This window comes from Streptomyces sp. PA03-5A, from assembly GCF_033792725.1.
Taxonomy (GTDB): Bacteria; Actinomycetota; Actinomycetes; order Streptomycetales; family Streptomycetaceae; genus Actinacidiphila.
In genome coordinates this window covers 65,046-89,768 of the sequence record NZ_JARAVL010000041.1, presented here as the reverse complement: position 1 = coordinate 89,768, position 24,723 = coordinate 65,046, and the positions used below count along the sequence as shown (strand labels likewise).

Below are 24,723 nucleotides of genomic sequence, written 5' to 3'. Positions count from 1 at the left end.
GGAGCCCTCGTGCAGACCGACCCGCACGTCCACACCCGAGTCGCGCAGCGACAGCGCGTGCGCGTGCCCCTGGCTCCCGTAGCCGATGACCGCGACCTTGCGGCCCTGGATGATGGACAGGTCGGCATCGTCGTCGTAGAACAGCTCGGCCACTTCGGGTCTCTCCTTGGTGATCTGGGGGGTTGCCCACACACTACGTCCGCGGGCGGAATCAAGTTTTACGGTCTCGCTATGCGGTCCGGTCGAGGGCGCGCAGGGAGCGGTCGGTGATCGAGCGGGCGCCGCGGCCGATCGCGATCGTGCCCGACTGCACGAGCTCCTTGATGCCGAAAGGCTCCAGCATCTTCAGCATGGCCTCGAGCTTGTCGGCGCCGCCGGTGGCCTCGATGGTGACCGCCTCGGGCGAGACGTCCACGGTCTTGGCGCGGAACAGCTGGACGATCTCCACGATCTGGGAGCGGGACTCGTTGTCGGCGCGCACCTTCACCAGGACGAGTTCGCGCTGGACGGCGGCGGAGGGCTCCAGCTCGACGATCTTCAGGACGTTGACCAGCTTGTTCAGCTGCTTGGTGACCTGCTCCAGCGGGAGGTCCTCGATCACGTTCACCACGATGGTGATGCGGGAGATGTCGGCGTGCTCGGTGGTGCCGACGGCGAGGGAGTCGATGTTGAAGCCGCGCCGGGAGAACAGGGCGGTGATCCTGGCCAGGACGCCGGGCTTGTTCTCCACCAGGACGGAGAGCGTGTGCTTGGACATGTCGCGTCGTTCCTCTGCTTCTCTCTCGGTCCTCAGTCGTCCGCGGCGTCGCCGAAGTCGGGGCGGACGTCACGGGCGGCCATGATCTCGTCGTTGGAGGTGCCGGCGGCGACCATCGGCCACACCATGGCGTCCTCGTGGACGATGAAGTCCACGACGACCGGGCGGTCGTTGATGGCGTTGGCCTTCTCGATGACCTCGTCCAGCTCGTCGGGGGACTCGCAGCGCAGGCCGACGCAGCCCATGGCCTCCGACAGCTTGACGAAGTCCGGGACGCGGGTGCCGGCCGGCGGGGTCTGGCTGACGCCCTGGTGGGAGCCGCGGCCCGCGTTGGTCTCACCGGCGTGCAGGACGGTGTTGGAGTAGCGCTCGTTGTAGAAGAGCGACTGCCACTGCCGGACCATGCCCAGGGCGCCGTTGTTGATGATGGCGACCTTGATCGGGATGTTGTTCAGCGCGCAGGTGACCAGCTCCTGGTTGGTCATCTGGAAGCAGCCGTCGCCGTCGACCGCCCACACCGTCGCGCCGGGCCGGCCGGCCTTGGCGCCCATGGCCGCGGGGACGGCGTAGCCCATCGTCCCGGCGCCGCCGGAGTTGAACCAGGTGTTGGGCCGCTCGAAGGAGATGAACTGCGAGGCCCACATCTGGTGCTGGCCCACGCCGGCCGCGAAGAGGGTGCCCTCGGGGGCCAGCTCGCCGATCCGCTGGATGACCTGCTGCGGGGACAGGCTGCCGTCGGCGGGCAGGTCGTAACCGAGCGGGTAGGTGTCGCGCAGCCCGCTCAGCAGCTTCCACCAGTCGGCGTAGTCGCCGCGGCGGCCCGCCTCGTGGTCGGCCTGGACGGCGACGATCAGGTCCGCGATGACCTCACGGGCGTCACCCACGATCGGCACGTCGGCGACGCGGTTCTTGGAGATCTCGGCCGGGTCGATGTCGGCGTGCACGATCTTCGCGTACGGGGCGAAGGAGTCGAGCTTGCCGGTGACGCGGTCGTCGAAGCGGGCGCCGAGCGCGACGATCAGGTCGGCCTTCTGCAGGGCCGCGACGGCGGAGACCGAGCCGTGCATGCCGGGCATGCCGACGTGCTGGGCGTGGCTGTCGGGGAATGCGCCCAGCGCCATGAGGGTGGTGGTGACCGGGGCGCCGGTCAGCTCGGCCAGGATGCGCAGCTCGCCCGTGGCGCGGGCCTTGAGCACGCCGCCGCCGACGTACAGCACGGGGCGCTTGGCCTCGTTGATCAGCCGGGAGGCCTCGCGGATCTGCTTGGCGTGCGGCTTGGTGACCGGGCGGTAGCCGGGCAGGTCGGCGGTGGGCGGCCAGGAGAACGTGGTCTGCGACTGCAGGGCGTCCTTGGCGATGTCGACCAGGACCGGGCCGGGGCGGCCGGTGGAGGCGATGTGGAAGGCCTCGGCGATGGTGCGCGGGATGTCGTCCGCGTTGGTGACGAGGAAGTTGTGCTTGGTGATCGGCATCGTGATGCCGCAGATGTCCGCCTCCTGGAAGGCGTCGGTGCCGATCGCCTTGGAGGCCACTTGGCCGGTGATCGCCACGATGGGGACCGAGTCCATGTGGGCGTCGGCGATCGGGGTCACCAGGTTGGTCGCGCCCGGGCCCGAGGTCGCCATGCAGACGCCGACCTTGCCGGTGGCCTGCGCGTAGCCGGTGGCGGCGTGGCCCGCCCCCTGCTCGTGCCGGACCAGGACGTGGCGCACCTTCGAGGAATCCATGAGCGGGTCGTACGCGGGAAGGATCGCACCACCCGGGATGCCGAACACCGTGTCGGCACCGACCGCCTCAAGAGAACGAATGAGGGACTGGGCGCCCGTGACGCGCTCGGCGGGAGTGGGCTGCGGCGCGGCGCCGCGGGCCCGCGGCTGCGGGTGGTGGGCCCCGGTGGCCTGCTCGGTCATCTGGTTCTCATCTCTCAGGAGTTTGAGGGTGGAGAGGGCGGTATGTCTGGATCCCAGGCAACAAAAAACCCCTCGTGCCGGCAGGCAAGCGAGGGGAGCGCGTCGGTGCGTTCCACGAGGCGGTCAGGGGCCCCGGGTCAGCCGACGCGCTTTCCAAGTACGAGAATTCGGGTGCGCATGGGACTGACCTTCCTCCTCGCGAGCAGGGAGTGTCAAGCGGGTGGGACAGGCGTCTCATTATTTGAGCGTAGCTCGTCCGCCTTACGTGTGCCGCGCACGGAGATCCGGCTGCTGCCGAGCGGGACCGGCCCACCGGGCACCGGGTAGCCCCCGCGGGTCAGCGAGGAGCGCAGCCGGTGCTCGTCCAGCGGCCCCGAGAATGCCATGCCCTGGCCGTGGGTGCAGCTCATCTCACGCAGGACCAGCACCTGCTCGGGACGGTCCACGCCCTCGGCCACCGAGCGGATCCCGAGGTCCTCGGCGATGCGCAGCAGCCCCGTGGTGATCTTCCGCAGCCGTGATGACTCCACGACGCCCTCGGTGAGCCCCCGGTCCAGCTTGAGCACGTCGACGGGGAGCCGTCGCAGCGCGTTCATGGGCGCGTAGCCGCTGCCGAATCCCTCCAGGGAGATGCGCACCCCGAGCCGGCTCAGCGCGGTCAGCCGTCGCTCCAGCTCGTCCAGGGAGATCCGCGGGTCCTGGTCGGCGATCTGCAGGACGAGGCAGTCCGGTGGCAGCCCGTGCCGTTCGAGCAGGGCCTCGACGTCCTTGGTGGGCAGCTCGCGGTGCATCAGGCGCCGGGTGGACAGCCGGACGGCGACGGGGACCGGGCAGCCCGCGGCGCGGCGCAGCGCGGCCTGGCCGACCGCCTCCTCCAGCAGCCAGCGGGCCAGCTGCGCGGTGCGGTCGGTGTCCTCCGCGACCCGCAGGAACTCCGCGGGGGTGAAGAGGATGCCCTGCGCGGAGCGCCAGCGGGCCTGCGCCTCGACCGCGGTCACCTCGCCGGTGCCGAGGTCGACCACGGGCTGGTGGAGCAGGGCGAACTCGCCGTCCCGCAGGGCCGTGCGCAGCCGCCCCGCCAGCTCGGCCCGGCGCACCACCTCGGCCTGCATGGCGGGCGCGTACATCTCGACCCGGCCCTTGCCGGCCTGCTTGGCCCGGTACATCGCCAGGTCGGCGTTGCGCAGCAGCTCGCCGGCGCTGACCCCGGGGTCGGCGAAGGCCACGCCGATGCTGGCGGCCACCCGGACCTCGGTGCCGTCCACCCGGTACGGCTCGGAGAGGGCGGCGCGGAGCCGGTCGGCGACCTCGTGGACCTGGTACTCGCGCAGATGGCGGTCGGCGCTGGTGCCGCAGATGAGGGCGGCGAACTCGTCGCCGCCCAGGCGTGCGGCGGTGTCGCCGGCGCGCACCGAGTCCCGCAGGCGCCGCGCCGCCTGGACGAGGAGTTCGTCGCCGGCCTGGTGGCCGACGGTGTCGTTGACCGCCTTGAAGCCGTCGAGGTCGATGAAGAGCACCGCCGTGGTGCCGGTGTCGCCGTCGCCGGCCCGGCGGCCGCCGATCGCCTGGCGGATCCGTTCGGTGAACAGGGCCCGGTTGGGCAGGTCGGTGAGCGGGTCGTGCGAGGCGTTGTGCTGCAGCTGGGCCTGGAGCCGGACGCGCTCGGTGACGTCCCGGCTGTTGAAGATCAGGCCGCCCTGGTGGCGGTTGACGATCGACTCGACGTTGAGCCAGCTGCCGTCACCGTGCCGTATGCGGCACTCGATGCGGGTGGCGGGCTCCTCGGCCGCGTGGGCGGCCAGGAAGCGGCGCACCTCGTGCACCACCCGGCCCAGGTCCTCGGGATGGATGTGGGTGGCGAACTCGGTGCCGACCCACTCCTCGGGGTCGCAGCCGTACACGCCCTTCGCGGCGGGGCTCACGTAGCGCAGCACGCCGGTCGGCGAGGCGATCATGATGACGTCGCTGGAGCCCTGCACGAGCGACCGGAAGTGGTTCTCCTTCTGGGCCAGCTCATGGGTGAGGGCCATGTTGTCCAGAAGCATGATCCCTTGGCGCACGACCAGGGCGAGCACCACGGTGCAGCCGGTCAGGAGCACCACCCGGTCGCTCTTGCGACCGTCGATGACGTTGTAGAGGATGCCGAGCACGCAGACCGCGGCGGCCAGGTACGGGGTCAGCGCCGCCAGTGAGCCGCTCACCCGGCGGCCCTGCTCCTGTTGCCGTTCGGCGGTCGCCCGCTCCGCGGCCACCCGCTCGCCGACCCAGGGGGCGTAGGCGAGCAGCATGCTGCCGGCGAACCATCCGGCGTCCAGGATCTGGCCGGAGCTGTAGTGCTCGCGCAGCAGGGGCGAGGTGAACAGCGCGTCGCACAGCACGGTCAGGGCGAGGGAGGCGATGGCGGTGTTCACCGCCGCCCGGTTGGCCGAGGAGCGCCGGAAGTGCAGCGCCAGCACCATGCTGACGAGCATGATGTCCAGCAGCGGGTACGCCAGGGACAGGGCGATGCGCGCGGTGCTGCGCCCCTCCCACAGGGCCGTCTGGGCCAGGGCGAGGGTCCACGAGAGGGTCAGCAGGGAGCCGCCGATCAGCCAGGCGTCCAGTCCGAGGCAGACCCAGCCGGCCCGGGTGACCGGCCGCTTGGCGAGCACCAGCAGCCCGATGATCGCGGGAGGGGCGAAGAGCAGGAAGCAGAAGTCGGCGACCGAGGTGCGCGGCACGTCGTCGCGCAGCACGACCTCGTACCAGCCCCAGATGCCGTTGCCGAGCGCGACCATGGCGGAGGAGACGGCGAACAGCGCCCACGCGGGACGGTACCGGTCGGCGGGGGCCCTGTGGACGTAGACCAGGCAGGAGACGGCCGCGGCCAGCGCGGCCACGGAGAGCCCGAAGTCGCCCATGACCAGGGCCAGCCCGGTGGATCCCCAGCCGAAGGCCGATCCGATGGCGTAGCCGCCGCAGAGCACGGCCAGCAGCATCTGGGGCAGCAGGCCGGTCCGGTTGCCCGGCGCGGACGCCTGCGAGAGGACCGCACCGGGCGCGCTCACGGCGTCGTCCCGTGACGCCGTGAGCGTCCCCGGCACGGTGTGCTGTGGTCCAGCGTCGGATGCTCTCTCCATTGGCCGTACATCGCCCGTCGCCCCCCATCAAGTCCTGAGTCGTCCCACGCCCGTTCGCAGCTCGCCGAGCCACGCCGGTCGTGTTCCCCCAGTGCGGGACGATACACCAGTTCAGTCACTCAGGGACATAGTTCCTCTACACAGCGTGACCACGCGTAGCGTCCTGCCCCACGCGTGGGGCACCCGGTGCCACGGCGCGGTCAGGTGGTCATGACGACGTTCGCGAGGTCCTGGCCGGCCGCGAAACGGCGGAGTTGCTCGCGGAGCAGCCGCTTGGCCCTGGGCAGGAACGCGGAGGTGCTGCCGCCGACGTGCGGGCTGATCAGGACGCCCGGGGCGTGCCACAGCGGGTGTCCCGGAGGCAGCGGCTCGGGATCGGTGACATCGAGTGCCGCCTGGAGGCGGCCGGCCTCCAGCTCCCCGAGGAGCGCCTTGGTGTCCACCACGGGTCCGCGGGCGACGTTCACCAGCAGGGCCCCGTCCTTCATCCCGGCCAGGAACCGCGCGTCGGCCAGATGGCGGGTGTCCGCGGTGAGCGGGGTCGACAGGACGACCACGTCCGCCTCCGGCAGCAGCCGCGGCAGGTCCCCCAAGGCGTGCACGGGGCCGCGCGGGGAGCGCCGGGCCAGCCGCGCGACCCGGGTGACGTGGCATTCGAAGGGGGTGAGCCGGTCCTCGATGGCCGCGCCGATCGATCCGTAGCCGACGATGAGCACGTGCTTGTCGGCGAGCGCCGGGTAGAAGCCGGCGTGCCATTCCTCGGCGTCCTGGCCGCGTACGAAGCGGGGGATGCCCCGCAGGGCCGCAAGGGTGAGGGTGACGGCCAGCTCGGCGGTGCTGGCCTCGTGCACCCCGCGGGCGTTGCACAGCCGCACGCCCGGCGGGAGCTGCCGCAGGTAGGGCAGGACGTGGTCGACACCGGCGCTGAGGGTCTGCACCACACCGACCCCGGACATCCGGGGCAACGGGCGGCCGGCGACCTCAGGGCCCTTCATGTAGGGCACGACGTAGAACGCGGCGTCGGCCGGGTCGGCCGGGAACTCCTCGGCACCGTCCCAGAAGAGGTAGTCGAGCTCTGCGGGGAGCCCTTCGACGTCCGTTGCGGGGATCGGGAGCCAGACCGTGGGGCGGTGGTTCCGGGTGATGTCAGCCATGGTCAGGAGGCTATGGCACAGTGGGGCGGCGCGAGAGGTCAGCGGAGGTCAGCCAGGTGGAGTGCAGGACGGTCGGATCGGCGGCTCTGGAGGTGGGCGCCGTCGGCCTGGGATGCATGCCGATGAGCTGGGCGTACACGGCGTCCCGGCAGGACGGCGAATCGTCACTGCGGGCCGTGCACGCGGCGGTCGACCACGGCACGACGCTGCTGGACACCGCCGACATGTACGGGCCGTTCACCAACGAGCTGCTGCTGGGCCGGGTGCTGAAGGAGCGTCGCCGGGAGGTCTTCGTCTCCACCAAGTGCGGACTGCTCGTCGGTGAGCAGCACCTGGTGGCCAACGGCCGTCCCTCGTACGTGAAGCGGGCCTGCGACGCGTCGCTGCGGCGGCTGCAGACGGACGTGATCGACCTCTACCAGTTGCACCGGGCCGATCCGGAGGTCCCCGTCGAGGAGACCTGGGGCGCCATGGCGGAGCTGGTCGCGGCCGGCAAGGTGCGCGCGCTGGGGTGGTGCGCGGTGGGCGCGCGGGCGGCCCGGCGCCCGGGTGCGGGCATATACGACGAGACGTTGCGGCAGTTGCGCCGCGCCCAGCAGGTCTTCCCGGTCAGCTGCGTGCAGGCCGAGCTGTCGGTGTGGTCGCCCGAGGCGCTGGCGCAGCTGCTGCCCTGGTGCACGCAGCGCGGGGTCGGGTTCATGGCCGCGATGCCGCTCGGCAACGGCTTCCTGACGGGCACGCTCACCCCCGGACAGGGCTTCGAGCCGGATGACGTACGGGCCCGCCATCCCCGGTTCACGGCCGAGATGATGGCCGCCAACCAGCCGATCGTCGCGGGACTGCGCCGGGTCGCCGAGGTGCACGGTGCGACCCCCGCGCAGGTCGCGCTGGCCTGGGTGCTCGCCCAGGGACCGCAGGTCGTGCCGATCCCCGGGGCGAAGCGGGAGCGGTGGACGGTGGAGAACGCCGGCGCCGCGGAACTGCGCCTGTCCGACGAGGACTTCGCGGAGATCGCGGCGCTGCCGCCGGCCCGGGGTTCCTGGGACTGAGGTCGCCACCGGGACCAACGGGGCCACCGGGGCCGGAAGGACCCGGGGGACCTGCGGGGAGGGCGACGGGAAATCCACGGCATGCGGCGGGAACCGTGAAGGGCCGGGCGGTGTAGTGAGGGATGTGATGTTCTTGGAGTCCGAGCCGGAGAACCCCCGGGAGGGAAGCGTGCGACGCCGTGCCGCCGTCGTGACCGCCGCGCTGGCCGGTGCCGCGCTGCTCGCCACCGGATGCTCCTCGGACGGTGGTTCCGCCCCGGCTCCCCCGGGCTCCGCCGCCACGCGCTCGTCGGCGCCGCCCTCCGGGGGCGGCGACGGGGCCTCGGCACCGGCGAAGGGCACGGCCGAGGTGACCGGCACCGTCGCGACCGGGCTCACCACCCCGTGGGGCGTGGCCGTGCTGGCCGAGGGCGATCTGCTGGTGGCCTCCCGGGACACCGGCCGGGTCGTCCGGGTGGCCGCCGGCAGCGGCCGCACGACGCAGGTCGGCACGGTGCCCGGGGTCTCCTCGGGCGGCGAGGGCGGCCTCCTGGGGCTCGCCGTCTCACGGGACTTCGCGACCGACCACCTGGTGTACGCCTACTTCACCACCGCCTCGGACAACCGCATCGCGCGCATGCTCTACGACCCGGCGAAGCCGGCCGGGGAGCAGTTGGGCGCCCCGGACACGATCCTGCGCGGCATCCCGCACGGCGCCATCCACAACGGCGGGCGGATCGCCTTCGGCCCCGACGGCATGCTCTACGCGGGCACGGGCGAGAGCGGCGACCGAGGCCTGGCGCAGGACAAGAAGTCCCTGGGCGGCAAGATCCTGCGGATGACCCCCGACGGCGAGCCGGCGCACGGCAATCCCGAGGCGGACTCCGTCGTCTACTCCTACGGGCACCGCAATGTGCAGGGCCTGGCCTGGGACGGCCAGGGGCGGCTGTGGGCCGCGGAGTTCGGGCAGGACACCTGGGACGAGCTGAATCTGATCGAGCCGGGGAGGAACTACGGCTGGCCGGTCGTGGAGGGCCTCGCCCATCGCGACGGCTACGCGGACCCGATCGCGCAGTGGCGCACCGACGACGCCTCGCCCAGCGGCATCGCCTACGCGGACGGCTCGATCTGGATGGCCTCGCTGCGCGGCGCCCGCCTGTGGCGGATCCCGCTGGCCGGTACGAAGGCCGCGGCCGACCCGCAGGCGTTCTTCGTCGGAGAGTACGGCCGGCTGCGCACCGTCGTCACCGATCCGGACGGCGGTCTGCTGCTGACCACCAGCAACACCGACGGCCGCGGCGAGCCCCGCAAGGGCGACGACCGGATCCTGCGGCTGCGGGTGAGCTGATCCACGACACCTTGGGGGTGCGATGTTCAACGCGCTGGACGAGCTGTTCGCGCCGGGCCGCAGGCACGCCGAGGACGAGCGCAACCGCCTGGAGCTGGTGCGCGACGAGGAGGGCGACGCGGATCCGGGCCGGGGCCCCGTCGACCTGGACTCGGGCACCGTGCTGATACGTCCGCCGCGGGCCGGCACCTAGCTGTATTGATCACGAGCGTTGTTGACACCGGTCCGGGCTTGATCAAAGCGAAGACCTCCGGTGTGGTGGAGCTGTCTGGGACTGCACCACACGGAGGTCTTCGTGTCCCACCGTGATACCCGGCTGACCGTTCACGGCAGGCGGCTGCTGGTCGAACGTGTCTGCGCGGGTCGCCCTGTCGCGCATGTGGCCGCCAAAATGGGCATCTCCCGCGCCACCGCCCACAAATGGGTCCGCCGCTGGCGAGCCGAGGGCGAGGCAGGCCTCGCCGACCGCTCCAGCCGGCCCCGCACCACACCGCATCGAACCCCGGCGGCCGGTTCAGCCCGGCTGCCCGGCGAACAGCCGCAGCCGGTGGGCGAGCGCGGCCGCCTCGCCGCGGCCCGAGACACCGAGCTTGGCGAGGATGTTGGAGACGTGCACGCTCGCGGTCTTCGGCGAGATGAACAGCTCCTCGGCGATGCGGCGGTTGGTGTAGCCGGCGGCGACCCGGCGCAGCACCTCCCGCTCGCGCGCGGTCAGGCCGAAGGGCTCCGGTTCCCCGGCGGCTTCGGGCGCGGCGGCCTCCTCCGGTTCCTCCAGCACCAGCCGGCCCCGCCGGGCGAGCAGCCGGACGGCGTCGCGCAGCGGGACGGCCCCCAGGGAGTCGGCGACCCCGCACGCCCCGCGCAGCAGGGCGGCCGCGCGGTCGCGGGCACCGGGATCGTGCCGGGCGAGCAGGGCCTCGGCCTGCCGGAGCCGTACCAGGGCGAGCGGGTACGGGCGGTCGAGGGCGGCGAAGGCCTCCCCGGCGGCGGCCCAGGGTCCGGGGTCGGTGCTCCCGTCGGCGCGCAGCAGTTCGGCCTCGACCAGCAGGGCGTGGGCGGCCCACACCGGTGACAGCCGGGGCAGCCGGCCGGCCGCCTTGCGGATGAGGGCGAGCATCTCGGGGCGGCCGGCCTCCGCGCCGGGCAGCCCCAGCGCGTCCGCCTCCACGGCGGCCGCGGTGTGCAGCATGGGCCAGACGTAGCGGTGGAACGCGGACGGGAACCCCGCCTCCAGCGCGGCGCGCACCGCGGCCCGCGCCTCCAGGAAGCGTCCGCGCCCGGCGGCGACGGCGATGGTCAGATGCCGCAGCGGCAGGGTGTTCTGCGGCTGGTGGTCCCGGGGGCCCAGATGGTCCCGGGCGGCGGCGACCTCGGCCTCGGCGCGGTCGTACTCCCCGCGCAGCACGGCGAGATGGGCCAGCAGCGTCGCGGCCCAGCCGAGGTACAGGGCGTGGTTGGTGTTCTCCCGGCCGCGGACGGCGACCTCGGCCGCCTCGTCCCAGCGGCCGAGGGCGAGCAGGGACTCGGCCTGGTTGGCGGAGGCGAAGGTGGCGCCGTCGCGCAGCCCGTGGCGGGTGGCGCCCTCCACTCCACGGCGGGCCACCGCGATCGCCTCCTCCGAGCGGCCCACGGCCTCCAGCAGGGCGGCGAGGTTGGCGTCGGCGTTCACCGTGAGGTTGCCGTACCGGGCGGCGGCGGCCCGTTCGCGGGCGGCCTCCAGCTCGGCGATGCCGGCGTCGGCGTCACCTGTGTCGGCGAGCAGGATGCCCAGGGTGACCCGGGCGTGGAGCTCCGTCTCCTCGGCACCGACGAGCCGGGCCAGCTCGATGGCGCGCTCCGCCGTGGTGATGCCGTCCGGCCCCGGGTCGTGCATCATCGCCCACCCGGCCACGCTCTCCAGCACCTCGGCGTGGACCGGGGACGGCGGCAGCCCGCGGACGAGTTCCTGGGCCTCGGCGATCTCCGCCCAGCCGTCGCCGCGGCCCATCGCGACCATCAGCCGGGAGCGCTGGATCCAGAACCAGGCGGCGCGCAGCGGGTCGCCGGAACGCTCCAGCAGGCGCAGCGCCCGCTTGGTGACCTCGTAGGCGCCCTCGCGGTCGGCGCTCAGGCGCGCGGCCACGGTCGTCTCGGCGAGCAGGTCCATGTACTGCAGGGGCTTGCTGCCCGGGTCGCAGCCGCATGGCGGGAACACCTCGACGTAGTCGACGGGCCGAAGTTCCTCGCGGACCTCTCCGGGGGTGTCGTCCCACAGCTCCAGGGCGCGTTCGAGCAGCCGGTGCTGTTCGGCGTAAGCGTGCCGGCGCCGCGCCTCGACGGAGGCCCGCAGCACGGCGGGCAGCGCCTTGGCGGGCTCGTGGGCGTGGTACCAGTAACTGGCCAGCCGGGCCGGGAGTTCGTCGGCGGGCACCAGAGTGGGGTCGGCCTCCAGGGCCTGCGCGTAGCGGCGGTTGATGCGGCTGCGCTCGCCGGGCAGCAGGTCGTCGCCGACGGCCTCACGGACCAGCGAGTGCCGGAAGCGGTAGCCGTCGCCGTCGTCGGTGGGGAGCAGGATCTTGGCGCCCACGGCGGAGCGCAGGGCTTCGATGAGTTCGTCCTCACCGAGCCCTGCGACGGCCTCCAGCAGCCGGTACTCGACGGCGGAGCCGCCCTCGGCGACGACGCGGGCGACGCGCTGCGCGGTCTCGGGCAGTGTCTCGACCCGGACGAGCAGCAGGTCGCGCAGGCTGTCGCTGAGGCCGGTGCGGCAGCCCTGGGTGATGCTGCAGGCGAGTTCCTCGACGAAGAAGGGGTTGCCGTCGGAACGGCCGAAGACCCGGTCGACCATGCTCGGCGAGGGCTCGGAGTCGAGGATGCCGGCCACCTGGGCGCGGACCTCGCCGCGGTTGAACCGGGACAGCTCCAGGCGCACCACGGAACGCATCCGGTCGAGCTCGGCGAGGAAGGGCCGCAGCGGGTGGCGGCGGTGGATGTCGTCGGAGCGGTAGGTGGCCAGGACGACGAGCCGGCCGCGGGAGAGCGAGCGCAGCAGGTAGCCGAGGAGTTCGCGGGTCGAGCGGTCGGCCCAGTGCAGGTCCTCGAGGGCGACGACGAGCGTGCGCTCCTCCGACAACCGTTCCAGCAGCCGCGAGGTGAGCTCGAAGAGCCGGGCGCGGCCGTGCTCGTCGCGCTGGTCGGCGAGGGGGTCGGGGCCGTCCGTCCCGCCCAGGCCGGGCAGCAGGCGGGCGAGTTCGCCCTCGCTGCCGGCGGCCGCGGCGACCAGTTCGTCGCCGAACCTGCGGTGCAGGGCGCGCAGGATCGTCGCGACGGGGGCGAACGGCAGCCCGTCCGCGCCGATCTCCACGCAGGCGCCGACGGCGGTCACGGTCCCCGGTCCGTCCTGCGCCGCGGCGAGGAACTCCTCGACGAGCCGGGTCTTGCCGACGCCGGCCTCGCCGCCGATCACCAACGCCTGCGGCTCGCCCGCGTGAGCGCGGGCGAGCGCGGAGGTGAGGCGGGTCAGTTCGCGGGTGCGGCCGACGAACACCGGGCTGACCGACTGGTTCTGCACGGTCCCGAGCATCGCACGGGGCCCTGACGGCGCGGTACCGGTTTGCACCGGCACCACGGTGCTCATCCGGCGGCCCTCGGCCGCCGGGTGACCCGGCCGGCCCTCCTTCCGTGCCGCCTTCCCTCGTCCTGGTCGGCGGCGGCCACGCGCCGGCCGCCTGCGGTGCGGGCGGCCTCGCGGGCCTGGTGCGCCAGGCGGTACTCGGCGGCCTCGCGCAGCAGTTGCTCCGTGCGTTCGCGGCCCAGCAGTTCGTGCGTGTACATCTCGTGCTCCTCGGGGTTCGGGACCGATGGTCCGGAGTCGTTCTCCGTGCCATCAGCCTCGTCCCCAAGGGGGGTGGGGCACATCGGGCAACCGCCCAGGCTTCGGGGGTGCGGATGCCTTAGGCCGCGCGGCGGACCGCTCAGGTCCTCAGGGCCGCGCGGCCTGCCTCCTCAGAGGTCTCAGCCGCCGGACGAGACGGGGGCCTCGGCCACGCTCGGCAGCCCGCCGAAGAGGTCGAACCACGTCCCGAGGGCGACGCACAGCCCGAGCGCGCCGAGGGCGAGACCGCCCCAGGCGACGGCGCGCACCCACGGTGCGGCGTTCCGTCCGGCGAGCAGCACCGCGCCGAGGACGACGAGGGCGATCAGCGCGCAGACTCCGTTGACGGCGGCCGTGGTGTGCCAGGGGCCGCCGTATATCTGCTCGATCTGCTGGGCGGCGCTGCCGGAGGAGGTGTTGATCTGGCCGACCAGCTGCCGCCGCTCGGCCAGGACGGTGCCCAGCCAGGTGCCGGTGAGGGACGCGAGGCCGAGGGCGGCGCCGACGACCGCCGCGGCACCCGGCACGACCCCGGCGGGGCGGGGGGCGTCCGGCGTGTCAAGGGTGTCCGGCTCGTCGAGGTCGTCGGCCTCGTCGAGGTCGTCGGGCGTGTCAAGGTCGGCGGGCGCGGGCGGTCCGGCGTCGGGCGCGGGCGCGGGCGCCGACGTCGCGCCGTCGTCCTCGGCCCGGTCGAGCTCGGCGTCCGCGGCGCGACCGTCGGCTGCCGCCCCGTGGGTCTTGGTGGTCTCCATGGTCGGCAACCGTACGGTCAGATTCTGAGAGCCGTCTGAGAACCGGGCTCGTCCATGGCCGTCGCCGCGGGCTCCGCCGGACCCTCGATGCAGATCCGCGGCAGCCGGCGCTCCAGCCACCGGGGCAGCCACCAGTTCCAGTCGCCCAGCATGTGCATCAGCGCCGGTACGAGCAGCGTCCGCAGGACGAAGGCGTCCAGCGCGACGGCGGCCGCCAGGCCGATGCCGAACATCGCGATCACACGGTCGCCACTGAGCACGAAGGCCAGGAAGACGGAGATCATGATGACCGCGGCGGAGTTGATCACACGGCTGGTCTCGGCGAGGCCGACCCGGACCGCCCGGCGGTTGTCACCGGTCTCGCGCCACTCCTCGTACATGCGGCTGACGAGGAAAACCTGGTAGTCCATGGAGAGCCCGAAGAGCACCGAGACCATGATCACCGGCAGGAAGGGCTCGATCGGGCCGGCCGCCCCGAGCCCCAGCAGCTCGCTCCCCCAGCCCCACTGGAAGATCGCGACCACGATGCCGAAGGACGAGGCGACGGCGACGACGTTCATGACCGCGGCCTTGAGCGGGATGCCGAAGCTGCGGAAGGCCAGCAGCAGGAGCAGGCAGCCCAGGCCGATGACGGAGCCCACGAAGAGCGGCAGCTTGCCGACGATCACCGAGGCGAAGTCCGCGTAGCCCGCGGTGACCCCGCCGACGTACACCTCCAGCGAGGTGCCGTCGGTGGCCTCGGGGATGACGTCCTCGCGCAGGTGGGTGACGAGCCGGTCGGTGGCCTGGTCCTGCGGGGAGGTGGTGGGGACGACGTCGATGACGTCCAGCCCGCTGCCGTGCTGCGCCTGCTCCATGTGCACCGCTGCGACGCCCTCGGTGCGCCCCAGGGCGACGGTGAGCTGCTCCAGGCCCGCGCGGTCGGCGGCGTCGCCCGACTTGGCGACCAGTTGCAGGGGGCCGTTGAAACCGGGCCCGAAGCCCTCGGAGAGCATGTCGTACGCCTGGCGGGTGGTGGTGCCCGCGGCGCTGTTGCCCTGGTCGGAGGCGCCCAGGTGGAGGGAGGTCGTGGGCAGGGCCAGGACGAGCATGACGACGGCGGCGACCGCGCCGAGGACCTTGGGGTGCCGTTCGACGAAAGCGGACCAGCGGGCCGCGAACCCGGTCGGCAGCTCGGGCGACGGCCCGTGCTCGACGAGCCGGCGCCGCTCCCGGCGGCTGAGCGCCTTCATGCCGATCGTGCCCAGCAGCGCGGGCAGCAGCGTCACCGAGGCGGCGACGGTGAGGATCACGGTGAGGGAGGCGGCGATCGCGACGCCGTTGAGGAAGGACAGCCGCAGGATCAGCATGCCGAGCAGGGCCACGCAGACCGTGCCGCCGGCGAAGACCACCGCCCTGCCGGTCGTGGCGACCGCCTTCTCGGCGGCCTCCCGTACCGGCAGGCCCTGTTTCAGGCCCCTGCGGTGACGGGTGACGATGAACAGGGCGTAGTCGATACCGACGCCCAGGCCGATGAGCAGGCCGAGCATCGGCGCGAAGTCGGCCACCCTGATCAGGTGGCCGAGCAGTTCGATCGCCATGTACGCGGTGCCCACGCTGACCAGCGCGGTGATGATCGGCATGAACATCGCGAACAGCGAACCGAAGGCCACCAGCAGGACCACGGCGGCGACGGCGACGCCCACGACCTCGCTCATGTGCCCGCCGCCGCCCTCGGTGAGCGCGATGGCGCCACCGCCGAGGGCTACCTGGGTGTTGCCGTCGGCCGCCGCCCTGGCCGTGTCGACGACCTTCTGCACCTGGTCGGCGTGCAGGTCGTCCGAGGGCCTGTCGAACATCACGGTCGCGTAGGCGGTGTGCCCGTCCTCGCTGATCTGCGGGGCGCCCTCGGCGCCGTAGGGGCTGGTCACCGAGGCGACCCCGGGAAGTGCGGCCACCTCGTCCAGCGCGCCGGTCAGCCGCTCCCTGACGGACGCGACGCCCACGGTGCCCTTGTCGGTGTGCCAGACGATCGTGTCGCTGTCCCCGGCAGAGCCGGGGAAGGCCTCCTTCAGCAGGGCGGTGGCCTTGCTGGAGTCGGTGCCCTTGATGTCGTAGTCGTTGGAGTAGGCGGATCCGGCGAGCAGGGCGGCCGTGGACAGACCGAGGAGGGCGACGAGCCACAGCAGGACGACGGCGAGACGGCGGTTGAGGCACCAGCGGGCGAGTGCAGCCATTGCTCTCCCTGGGGTTGCGCGGATCTTTCAGGCCGGGGAAGAGCCCGCAAAGAAGACACCACGTACGTCACCGACTGAAGCAGGAAGAAGAGATCGTTGGCCGCTTTCGTGCGGTTAATCACATACCGCGCGGGGAATTTATGCCGCCCTTACAAGCGGCGGACCTGCGACGACGCGGAAGGGGCGGGCCCCCTGACCGGGAGCCCGCCCCTTGTGCGCCGTACGCCTGCCGGCCGCGCCGGATCAGCCCTGGACGCCCAGCTTCTCCAGCACGAGCTCGCGCACGCGCTTGGCGTCGGCCTGACCGCGGGTGATCTTCATGACGGCGCCGATGAGCGCGCCCGCGGCCGCCAGGTTGCCGCCTCGGATCTTGTCCGCAACGGCGGCGTTGGCCGCGATGGCCTCGTCGACGGCCGCGCCGAGCGCGCCCTCGTCCGAGACGACCTTCAGGCCGCGCTTCTCGACGACATCGTCCGGCTCGCCCTCGCCGTCCAGCACGCCCTCGATGACCTGGCGGGCCAGCTTGTCGTTGAGCGAGCCCTCGGCCACCAGCGCCGCCACCCGGGCCACCTGGGCCGGGGTGATGGGCAGGGCGGTCAGTTCCACGCCGTCCTCGTTGGAGCGGCGGGCGAGCTCGCCCATCCACCACTTGCGGGCGGAGGCCGAGTCGGCGCCCGCCTCGATGGTGGCGACGATCGGGTCGATCGCACCGGCGTTGAGCACCGACTGCATCTCGTGGTCGGAGATGCCCCACTCCTGCTGCAGACGCCCCCGGCGCACCCGCGGGAGCTCCGGCAGGCCCGCCCGCAGCTCCTCGACCCACTCACGGGCCGGGGCGACCGGGACGAGGTCGGGCTCCGGGAAGTACCGGTAGTCCTCCGCCTCCTCCTTGATGCGGCCGGAGGTGGTGGAGCCGGTGTCCTCGTGGAAGTGCCGGGTCTCCTGGACGATCGTGCCGCCGGAGCCGAGCACGGCCGCGTGCCGCTGGATCTCGAAGCGGACGGCCCGCTCGACGCTGCGCAGCGAGTTGACGTTCTTGGTCTCGCTGCGGGTGCCGAACTTCTCCCGGCCGATGGGGCGCAGCGACAGGTTGACGTCGCAGCGCATCTGGCCCATCTCCATGCGGGCCTCGGAGACGCCCAGCGCCTTGATCAGCTCGCGCAGTTCGGTCACGTACGCCTTGGCGACCTCGGGCGCGCGCTCGCCGGCGCCCTCGATCGGCTTGGTGACGATCTCGATCAGCGGGATGCCGGCCCGGTTGTAGTCCAGCAGCGAGTGCGAGGCGCCGTGGATGCGGCCGGTGGCGCCGCCCACGTGGGTCGACTTGCCGGTGTCCTCCTCCATGTGGGCGCGCTCGATCTCCACGCGGAAGACCTCGCCGTCCTCCAGCTGCACGTCGAGGTAGCCGTTGAAGGCGATCGGCTCGTCGTACTGGGAGGTCTGGAAGTTCTTCGGCATGTCCGGGTAGAAGTAGTTCTTCCGGGCGAAGCGGCACCACTGCGCGATCTCGCAGTTGAGCGCGAGGCCGATCTTGATGGCGGACTCGACGCCGGTCGCGTTGACGGCCGGCAGAGCGCCGGGCAGGCCCAGGCACACCGGGCACACCTGGCTGTTCGGTTCGGCGCCCAGGGTGGTCGAGCAGCCGCAGAACATCTTCGTCTTGGTGCCGAGCTCGACGTGGACCTCGAGGCCCATCACCGGGTCATAGGACGCGAGCGCGTCCTCGTACGACACCAGGTCCGTGACGGTCACAGTCTTGATACCTCTCAGTTCCCCGTCAGGATGACAACACGTCGTGGTCGCTGCCGTCGCCGAGCCGGCGCAGCTGGCGGAGCAGCAGGGCGACGCCCGTGGCGATCGCCGCGGCGCTGACCACCGCGTCGATCAGCAGCAGCGTGTCGCTGTCCGCGCGCCCCCGCTTCATCTGCCGTGCCACACCGACCGCGCCGAAGAGCGTCGTGCCGATCGACAGGTAGGTGCCGGACTTGCTCTTCTTGAAGCCCTTGGCCTTCTCGAGCTTGCTCACAGGATCGGTGCCTCCTCCAGCAGCGGGTGCCCCCAGCGTGCGGTGAACGCCGCTTCGACGGCCGCACCGACACGGTAGAGCCGGTCGTCGGCCATGGCCGGGGCGATGATCTGCAGACCGACCGGGAGCCCGTCCTCGGACGCGAGGCCGCAGGGCACGGACATGGCGGCGTTGCCGGCCAGGTTGGCCGGGATGGTGCACAGGTCGGCGAGGTACATCGCCATCGGGTCGTCCACGCGCTCGCCGATGGGGAACGCGGTGGTGGGGGTGGTCGGCGAGATCACCACGTCGACCTGCTGGAAGGAGCGCTCGAAGTCCCGCGAGATCAGGGTGCGGACCTTCTGGGCGCTGCCGTAGTACGCGTCGTAGTAACCGGAGCTGAGCGCGTACGTGCCGAGCATGATGCGGCGCTTGACCTCGGGGCCGAAGCCGGCCTCGCGGGTGAGGGCGGTGACGTCCTCGGCGCTGCGGGTGCCGTCGTCGCCGACCCGCAGGCCGTAGCGCAGGCCGTCGAACCGGGCCAGGTTGGACGAGCACTCGGACGGCGCGATCAGGTAGTACGCGGCGAGCGCGTACTCGAAGGACGGGCAGGACAGCTCGACGACCTCGGCGCCGAGCTCGCGCAGCAGCTCGACGGACTCGTTGAACCGCTCCATGACGCCGGGCTGGTAGCCCTCGCCCGCGAACTCCTTGATGACGCCGACCCGCAGGCCCTTGACGTCGCCGTTGCGCGCGGCCTCGACGACCGGGGGGACGGGGGCGTCGATGGAGGTGGAGTCCATCGGGTCGTAGCCCGCGATGACCTCGTGCAGCAGCGCCGCGTCCAGCACCGTGCGGGCGCAGGGCCCGCCCTGGTCCAGCGAGGAGCTGAAGGCGACCATGCCGTAGCGGGAGACCCCTCCGTAGGTCGGCTTGACGCCGACCGTGCCGGTGACGGCGGCCGGCTGGCGGATGGAGCCGCCGGTGTCCGTGCCGATGGCCAGCGGCGCCTGGAAGGAGGCCAGGGCCGCGGAGGAACCGCCGCCCGAGCCGCCGGGGATGCGGGTGAGGTCCCACGGGTTGCCGGTGGGGCCGTAGGCGCTGTTCTCGGTGGAGGACCCCATGGCGAACTCGTCCATGTTGGTCTTGCCGAGGATGACGATGCCGGCCTGCTTGAGGCGGGCGGTCAGCGTCGCGTCGTACGGCGGGATCCAGCCTTCGAGGATCTTGGAGCCGACGGTCGTCGGGATGCCCTTGGTGGTGAAGATGTCCTTCAGCGCCAGCGGGACGCCCGCGAGCGGGCCGAGCTTCTCGCCCGCGGCGCGCTTGTCGTCGACGGCCTTGGCGGCCTTCAGGGCGCCCTCGGTGTCGACGTGCAGGAAGGCGTGGACCTTCTCGTCGACGGCGCCGATGCGGTCCAGATGGGCCTGGGCGACCTCGACGGCGGACGTCTCGCCGGAAGCGACGGCGGCCGCGGTCTGCGCGGCGGTGAGCCTGGTCAGATCGGTCATCGTGATCAGTCCTCCCCCAGGATCTGCGGCACCTTGAAGCGCTGCTGCTCCTCGGCGGGGGCGCCGGACAGCGCCTCGGCCGGGGTCAGGCTGGGCCGGACCTCGTCGGCGCGCATGACATTGGTCAGCGGCAGCGGGTGGGAGGTCGGCGGTACGTCCTCGCCGGCCACCTCGGAGACGCGGGCGACCGCGCCGATGATGGCGTCGAGCTGTCCGGCGAAGTGGTCGAGCTCTTCGTCCTTCAGCTCCAGACGCGACAGCCGGCCGAGGTGGGCGACCTCCTCGCGCGTGATGCCTGGCATGCAGCGATCCTCTGGGGGTGAGTTTGGTCTTTTCCCGCCCAATCCTATGGGCGGGAGCGCCCCGGGGGCGAAACGGTTTGCGCTGCGCCCGGCCGGGGGCCGCCGGACGCGCCGCCCGCGGGCTGCGGTGCCCCTGGGGCGGGTGGGGCCGGCGGGGCGTCCGCGGCCCGGCGCGGCGGGTGCGGGCCCGCTGGTCGAAGGCCCGCAAACGTTACTGCGCGTCGGGGACGGCGGCCCGCTCCTTGGCGGCCTCCAGCTCCGCCGGACGGCGCCATCCGGCACGCCCGCGCAGCCGCAGCCAGGCCGTGGTCTCCTCCGGGGGCATCGCTGCGGCGACCAGCCAGCCCTGGATCGCGTCGCAGCCGAGGTCCCGCAGGCGCTCCCACGTCTCGTCGTCCTCGACGCCCTCCGCCACGACGAGGAGGCCGAGGGAGTGGGCGAGGTCGACCGTGCAGCGCACGATCTCCGCGTCCTCGGCGTCGACGGACAGCCGCGCGACGAACGAGCGGTCGATCTTCAGCTCGCTCACCGGCAGCCGCCGCAGGTGGACCAGCGAGGAGTACCCGGTGCCGAAGTCGTCCAGCGACATCTTCACCCCGTGCCCGGTCAGCCCGGCCATGGTGTCGGCGGCGCGCTGCGGGTCCTCCAGCAGCACGTGCTCGGTGATCTCCAGCTGCAGCGCCCCCGGCGGGACCCCGTGGCGGGCCAGGCGCGCGGCGACGGCCCCGGCGAAACCGGGCGAGTGGACGTCGCGCGGCGAGACGTTGACCGCGACGGGGACGTCGAGGCCCATCGCCCGCCACCGGGCGACCTGCCCGAGGGCGGTCTCCAGGACGTACTCGGTGAGCTGCGGCATCAGCCCGGAGGTCTCGGCGATCGCGATGAACTCCTCGGGGCTCACCCGGCCGCGCTCGGGGTGCACCCAGCGGACCAGCGCCTCCAGGCCCGCGACCTGTCCGTCGAAGCGGACCTTCGGCTGGTAGTGCAGCTCGACCTCACCGCGGTCCAGTGCCCGGCGCAGGTCGCCGAGGAGGCCAAGCCGGTCGGGCGTGTTGCCGTCGCGGGAGGACTCGTAGACCTCGACCCCGCTGCGGTCACGTTTCGCCTGGTACATCGCGACGTCGGCGCGGCGCAGCAGGCCCTCGGCGTCATCGGCGTGATCGGGGTAGACGGCGACCCCGGCGCTGGCCTCGAGCACCAGGGTCAGGCCGTCGAGGCTTAACGGCGAGCTCAGCGCGGCGACCAGGGCCCTGGCGATGCGCTGGGCGCGGGTCGGCGCGTCGCAGGTGGGGAGCAGGACGGCGAACTCGTCGCCGCCGAGCCGGGCGACCTCGGCGCCGCGTGGCAGGGCCAGCCGCAGACGGTCCGCGATCTGCACCAGCAGCCGGTCGCCGGCCATGTGGCCCAGGGTGTCGTTGACGGAGCGGAACTTGTCCAGGTCGATCAGGACCAGGGCGGCGCGCTCGCCGCTGCGGGCGGCGTCGTCGAGCGCGGTCCAGGTGCGCTCCAGCAGCCACTGACGGTTGGGCAGTCCGGTGAGGGGGTCGCGCAGTTGTTCCTCGGCGCGGGCGTGGGCGATCCAGAGGGTGGAGTCGAGCGCGATCAGGGGCACGGCGAACAGCGGGAGCAGCAGGGGCAGATCGGCCGCGACGATGATGATCAGCGGGGAGATGCCGAGCAGTGCGACGCCGACGAAGCCCTGGCGTAGCAGGGCGGTGCGGGCCACGGTGGGCAGGGCTCCGGCGCGCGGCACGATCGCGTACCACAGGAGCGTGCGGGTCGCAGCCAGGTAGCCGAGTGCGGCGGCGAGCACCGAGGGGATGGCGGCCATCCCCCAAGTGGCGGGTTGCCAGGGCTGTTCGACGGACGGGTGGGTCCCGAAGGCGGACAGCGCGAGCGAGGCCGCGCCGATGCCGAGGATGTCCACGGCGCCGTGCAGCAGCGCCTCCCGCCAGCGGTGCCTGCGGGCCGCGCCGACCAGGACGACGACGGCCAGGCTGACCAGCACCGCGGGCACCCAGCCGTAGAGCAGCAGCATGGCGAGGGTCAGGGCGGCGCCGGAGCCGGTGCCGCCCCACCAGCGGTCCCGGCCCATGGCGACCAGGTGGCCGACGATGATGCCGGTGAGCACGGCGAACGCCCAGCCGACGTCCCCGCCGGGGAAGAAGGCGTTGCCGTCCACGAGTATCCGGACCACGCCCACGACCAGGGCCGCGGCGGCAGCGCCCACGACCGAGTACCTGAGTGCCGCCGCGGGCAGCACCGGCGCGGCCGGCCCGAGCAGCCGCTGCGCCGGTCCGGCGCTGTCCGTCGGTTCCATGCCCGTACCCTCTCGCAGCCGCGTGTGCCGTTCCACCACACGCCCGTGCCCGCGGGATTGACCACCGGGCTGCTGGAGGGCCCATGCCCGGAAGGCGCGCCTCTCAACAGTAGGCCGATAAAGGCTGTCACGGGCACCGATCGGCTGCTGTTGCCCGAATGGATCCCACCCTCCCGGATCGTTCCACTATGGGCCGAAAGGGTGATGATGGGCTGTCAGCCCTCCGGGTTCACGGTGGCCTCCCGGGCCGCGTCGGCGCCCTGTCCGAGCAGGACGGCGAAGCCGTCCTCGTCCAGGATCGGCACCTTCAGCTGCACCGCCTTGTCGTACTTGGAGCCCGGGCTGTCGCCGACGACCACGAAGTCGGTCTTCTTGGAGACCGATCCGGTGACCTTGGCCCCGCGACTCACGAGCGCCTCCTTCGCGCCGTCCCGGGTGTGGGTGGCGAGGGTGCCGGTGACGACGACGGTGAGGCCCTCCAACGGGCGCGGCCCCTCGTCGGAGCCCTCCTCGGTGAACCGGACGCCCGCGGCCTTCCACTTGCGCAGGATCTCGCGGTGCCACTCCTCCTCGTACCACTGCTTGAGGGAGGCCGCGATGATCCCGCCGACGCCGTCGACACCTGCCAGGCGCTCCTCGTCGGCGGCGAAGACGGCGTCCAGGTCGCGGAACTCGCGGGCGAGGGCCTCGGCGGCGACCGGGCCGACGTGACGGATCGACAGTCCCGTGATCACGCGGGCGAGCGGCTGCTCCTTGGCCTTCTGGATGTTCTCCAGCATGGCCACGGCGTTCTTCTTCAGCTCCCCCTGCTGGTTGGCGAAGACCGAGACGACCTTCTCCTCGCCGGTCGCGGGGTCGCGCTTGGGCAGGCCGCTGTTCTGGTCGAGGACGTGGGCGCGGATGGGCAAGAGGTCCTCTGGGGTGAGGTCGAACAGGTCGCCCTCGTCACGCAGCGGCGGCTCGGCGGGCTCCAGCGGCCCGGTGAGCGCGGCGGCGGCGACGTAGCCGAAGTTCTCGATGTCCAGGCACTTGCGACCGGTCAGATAGAACACCCGTTCCCGGATCTGCGCCGGGCAGCCCCGCGCGTTGGGGCAGCGCAGGTCGATGTCGCCCTCCTTCATGGGGCGCAGCGCAGTGCCGCAGGAGGGGCACTGGGCGGGCATCACGAACTCGCGCTCGCTGCCGTCCCGCAGGTCGACGACGGGGCCGAGGATCTCGGGGATGACGTCACCGGCCTTGCGCAGCACGACGGTGTCGCCGATCAGCACGCCCTTGGCCTTGACCACGTCCTGGTTGTGCAGGGTGGCGAACTCGACCTCCGAGCCGGCGACCGTGACCGGCTCGACCACCGCGTACGGCGTCACCCGGCCCGTGCGGCCGACGCCGACCCGGATGTCGACCAGCTTGGTGTTGACCTCCTCGGGCGCGTACTTCCACGCGATGGCCCAGCGCGGCGCGCGGGCGGTGGAGCCGAGCCGGCCCTGCAGCGGGATCTCGTCGACCTTGACGACGATGCCGTCGATCTCGTGCTCGACGTCGTGGCGGTGCTCGCCGTAGTAGGCGATGGCCTCCTTGACCTCGGCGAGCGTGCCGACCACGCGGGCGTACCTGGTGGTGGGCAGGCCCCACTCGTGCAGCAGCTCGTAGGCGTGCGACTGGCAGTCGATGGTGAAGCCCTCACGGGCGCCGATGCCGTGCACCACCATGTGCAGCGGGCGGCTCGCGGTCACCCGGGGGTCCTTCTGCCGCAGGGAGCCGGCGGCGGCGTTGCGCGGGTTGGCGAAGGGCTTGTCGCCGGCCTCGACCAGACGGGCGTTGAGCTCCTCGAACTTCTCCATCGGGAAGAAGACCTCGCCGCGGATCTCGACGAGCGCGGGGACGCGCTCCCCCGCCAGCCGGTCCGGGATCTCGGCGATCGTGCGGACGTTGGGCGTGATGTCCTCGCCGGTGCGGCCGTCACCGCGCGTGGCGCCGCGCACCAGACGGCCGTTCTCGTACGTGAGGTTGACGGCGAGTCCGTCGACCTTCAGCTCGCACAGGAAGTGGTAGGTGCCGCCCTCGCCCGCCGGGGGGCCCAGCTCCGCGGCGAGGCGTTCGGCCCAGGCGTTCAGCTCCTCCTCGGTGAAGGCGTTGTCGAGGGAGAGCATGCGCTCGCGGTGCTCGACGGAGGTGAACTCCGTCGCGTACGCGCCGGCGACCTTCTGGGTCGGCGAGTCCGGCGTGCGCAGCGAGGGGTACTCGTCCTCCAGCGCCTCCAGCCGCCGCAGCAGCTTGTCGAAGTCGGCGTCGCTGACGACCGGCTGGTCCTTGACGTAGTAGCGGAAGCGGTGCTCCTCGACCTGCTCGGCCAGGGAGGCGTGCAGCTCGCGCGCCTTCGCCGGCACGTCCTCGTTCCTGGCGCCCTCGGGGATCACGGAGTCCTCCACGTCCACGTCCTTCCTCATCCCA

At 72.6% G+C, this 24,723-nt stretch carries 17 protein-coding genes and 2 pseudogenes; 4 read left to right on the top strand and 15 right to left on the bottom strand.

The genetic code is table 11. The features are described from left to right. From PV410_RS36915 to PV410_RS36895, 5 genes and pseudogenes are all read right to left on the bottom strand, one after another. Nucleotides 1–153, bottom strand: a pseudogene (locus PV410_RS36915) (ketol-acid reductoisomerase); the annotation flags it as partial. A gap of 76 nt (nt 154–229) precedes the next feature. After that, entirely contained in the window at nt 230–757 is a 528-nt protein-coding gene (gene ilvN, locus PV410_RS36910; RefSeq protein WP_018563397.1) for an acetolactate synthase small subunit, read from the bottom strand. Between the two features lie 32 nt (nt 758–789). After that, nucleotides 790–2,667: an acetolactate synthase large subunit gene (locus PV410_RS36905; RefSeq protein ID WP_500330467.1), complete on the bottom strand. Its 1,878-nt coding sequence runs from the start codon at nt 2,665–2,667 to the stop codon at nt 790–792. 212 nt (nt 2,668–2,879) lie between these two features. Then, nucleotides 2,880–5,714, bottom strand: coding sequence for a putative bifunctional diguanylate cyclase/phosphodiesterase (locus tag PV410_RS36900; protein ID WP_500330465.1), 2,835 nt, complete (start codon nt 5,712–5,714; stop codon nt 2,880–2,882). A gap of 272 nt (nt 5,715–5,986) precedes the next feature. Continuing rightward, nucleotides 5,987–6,940, bottom strand: a complete 954-nt coding sequence (locus PV410_RS36895) for a 2-hydroxyacid dehydrogenase (protein ID WP_500330464.1) — start codon at nt 6,938–6,940, stop codon at nt 5,987–5,989. A gap of 56 nt (nt 6,941–6,996) precedes the next feature. On the opposite strand from PV410_RS36895, the gene PV410_RS36890 reads away from it, so the two are divergent. The 4 genes and pseudogenes from PV410_RS36890 to PV410_RS36875 all read left to right on the top strand — a co-directional run. Next, nucleotides 6,997–7,989 carry an aldo/keto reductase gene (locus PV410_RS36890; protein ID WP_499514154.1) on the top strand — a complete coding sequence of 331 codons (993 nt, stop codon included), beginning with the start codon at nt 6,997–6,999 and terminating at the stop codon, nt 7,987–7,989. A 127-nt stretch (nt 7,990–8,116) separates the two neighbouring features. After that, nucleotides 8,117–9,316 (top strand): PQQ-dependent sugar dehydrogenase, encoded by a 1,200-nt coding sequence (locus PV410_RS36885; protein ID WP_500330462.1) that lies wholly within the window; start codon nt 8,117–8,119, stop codon nt 9,314–9,316. Nucleotides 9,317–9,338: 22 nt separating this feature from the next. After that, entirely contained in the window at nt 9,339–9,509 is a 171-nt protein-coding gene (locus PV410_RS36880) for a DUF6191 domain-containing protein (protein WP_500330461.1), read from the top strand. A gap of 102 nt (nt 9,510–9,611) precedes the next feature. Further along, nucleotides 9,612–9,824: pseudogene (locus PV410_RS36875) on the top strand (helix-turn-helix domain-containing protein); the annotation flags it as partial. Nucleotides 9,825–9,830: 6 nt separating this feature from the next. On the opposite strand, the gene PV410_RS36870 reads toward PV410_RS36875, so the two are convergent. From PV410_RS36870 to ligA, 10 genes are all read right to left on the bottom strand, one after another. Then, nucleotides 9,831–12,878 (bottom strand): helix-turn-helix transcriptional regulator, encoded by a 3,048-nt coding sequence (locus PV410_RS36870; RefSeq protein ID WP_500330481.1) that lies wholly within the window; start codon nt 12,876–12,878, stop codon nt 9,831–9,833. Between the two features lie 50 nt (nt 12,879–12,928). Then, nucleotides 12,929–13,129 carry a hypothetical protein gene (locus tag PV410_RS36865; RefSeq protein ID WP_500330459.1) on the bottom strand — a complete coding sequence of 67 codons (201 nt, stop codon included), beginning with the start codon at nt 13,127–13,129 and terminating at the stop codon, nt 12,929–12,931. 180 nt (nt 13,130–13,309) lie between these two features. Beyond that, nucleotides 13,310–13,921, bottom strand: coding sequence for a hypothetical protein (locus PV410_RS36860; RefSeq protein ID WP_500330457.1), 612 nt, complete (start codon nt 13,919–13,921; stop codon nt 13,310–13,312). Nucleotides 13,922–13,938: 17 nt separating this feature from the next. Next, nucleotides 13,939–16,137, bottom strand: a complete 2,199-nt coding sequence (locus PV410_RS36855) for an MMPL family transporter (protein WP_500330455.1) — start codon at nt 16,135–16,137, stop codon at nt 13,939–13,941. Nucleotides 16,138–16,380: 243 nt separating this feature from the next. Beyond that, nucleotides 16,381–17,889, bottom strand: a complete 1,509-nt coding sequence (gatB, locus tag PV410_RS36850; RefSeq protein WP_500330453.1) for an Asp-tRNA(Asn)/Glu-tRNA(Gln) amidotransferase subunit GatB — start codon at nt 17,887–17,889, stop codon at nt 16,381–16,383. Between the two features lie 25 nt (nt 17,890–17,914). Then, entirely contained in the window at nt 17,915–18,163 is a 249-nt protein-coding gene (locus PV410_RS36845) for a hypothetical protein (protein WP_499514146.1), read from the bottom strand. After that, nucleotides 18,160–19,653, bottom strand: coding sequence for an Asp-tRNA(Asn)/Glu-tRNA(Gln) amidotransferase subunit GatA (gatA, locus tag PV410_RS36840; RefSeq protein ID WP_392608837.1), 1,494 nt, complete (start codon nt 19,651–19,653; stop codon nt 18,160–18,162). The genes PV410_RS36845 and gatA overlap by 4 nt, the downstream gene beginning before the upstream one ends. A gap of 5 nt (nt 19,654–19,658) precedes the next feature. Continuing rightward, nucleotides 19,659–19,955 (bottom strand): Asp-tRNA(Asn)/Glu-tRNA(Gln) amidotransferase subunit GatC, encoded by a 297-nt coding sequence (gene gatC / locus PV410_RS36835; protein WP_500330451.1) that lies wholly within the window; start codon nt 19,953–19,955, stop codon nt 19,659–19,661. Between the two features lie 211 nt (nt 19,956–20,166). After that, nucleotides 20,167–22,275, bottom strand: coding sequence for a putative bifunctional diguanylate cyclase/phosphodiesterase (locus tag PV410_RS36830; protein ID WP_500330449.1), 2,109 nt, complete (start codon nt 22,273–22,275; stop codon nt 20,167–20,169). Between the two features lie 215 nt (nt 22,276–22,490). Further along, nucleotides 22,491–24,719, bottom strand: coding sequence for an NAD-dependent DNA ligase LigA (gene ligA, locus PV410_RS36825; RefSeq protein WP_500330448.1), 2,229 nt, complete (start codon nt 24,717–24,719; stop codon nt 22,491–22,493). Nucleotides 24,720–24,723: the final 4 nt, after the last annotated feature.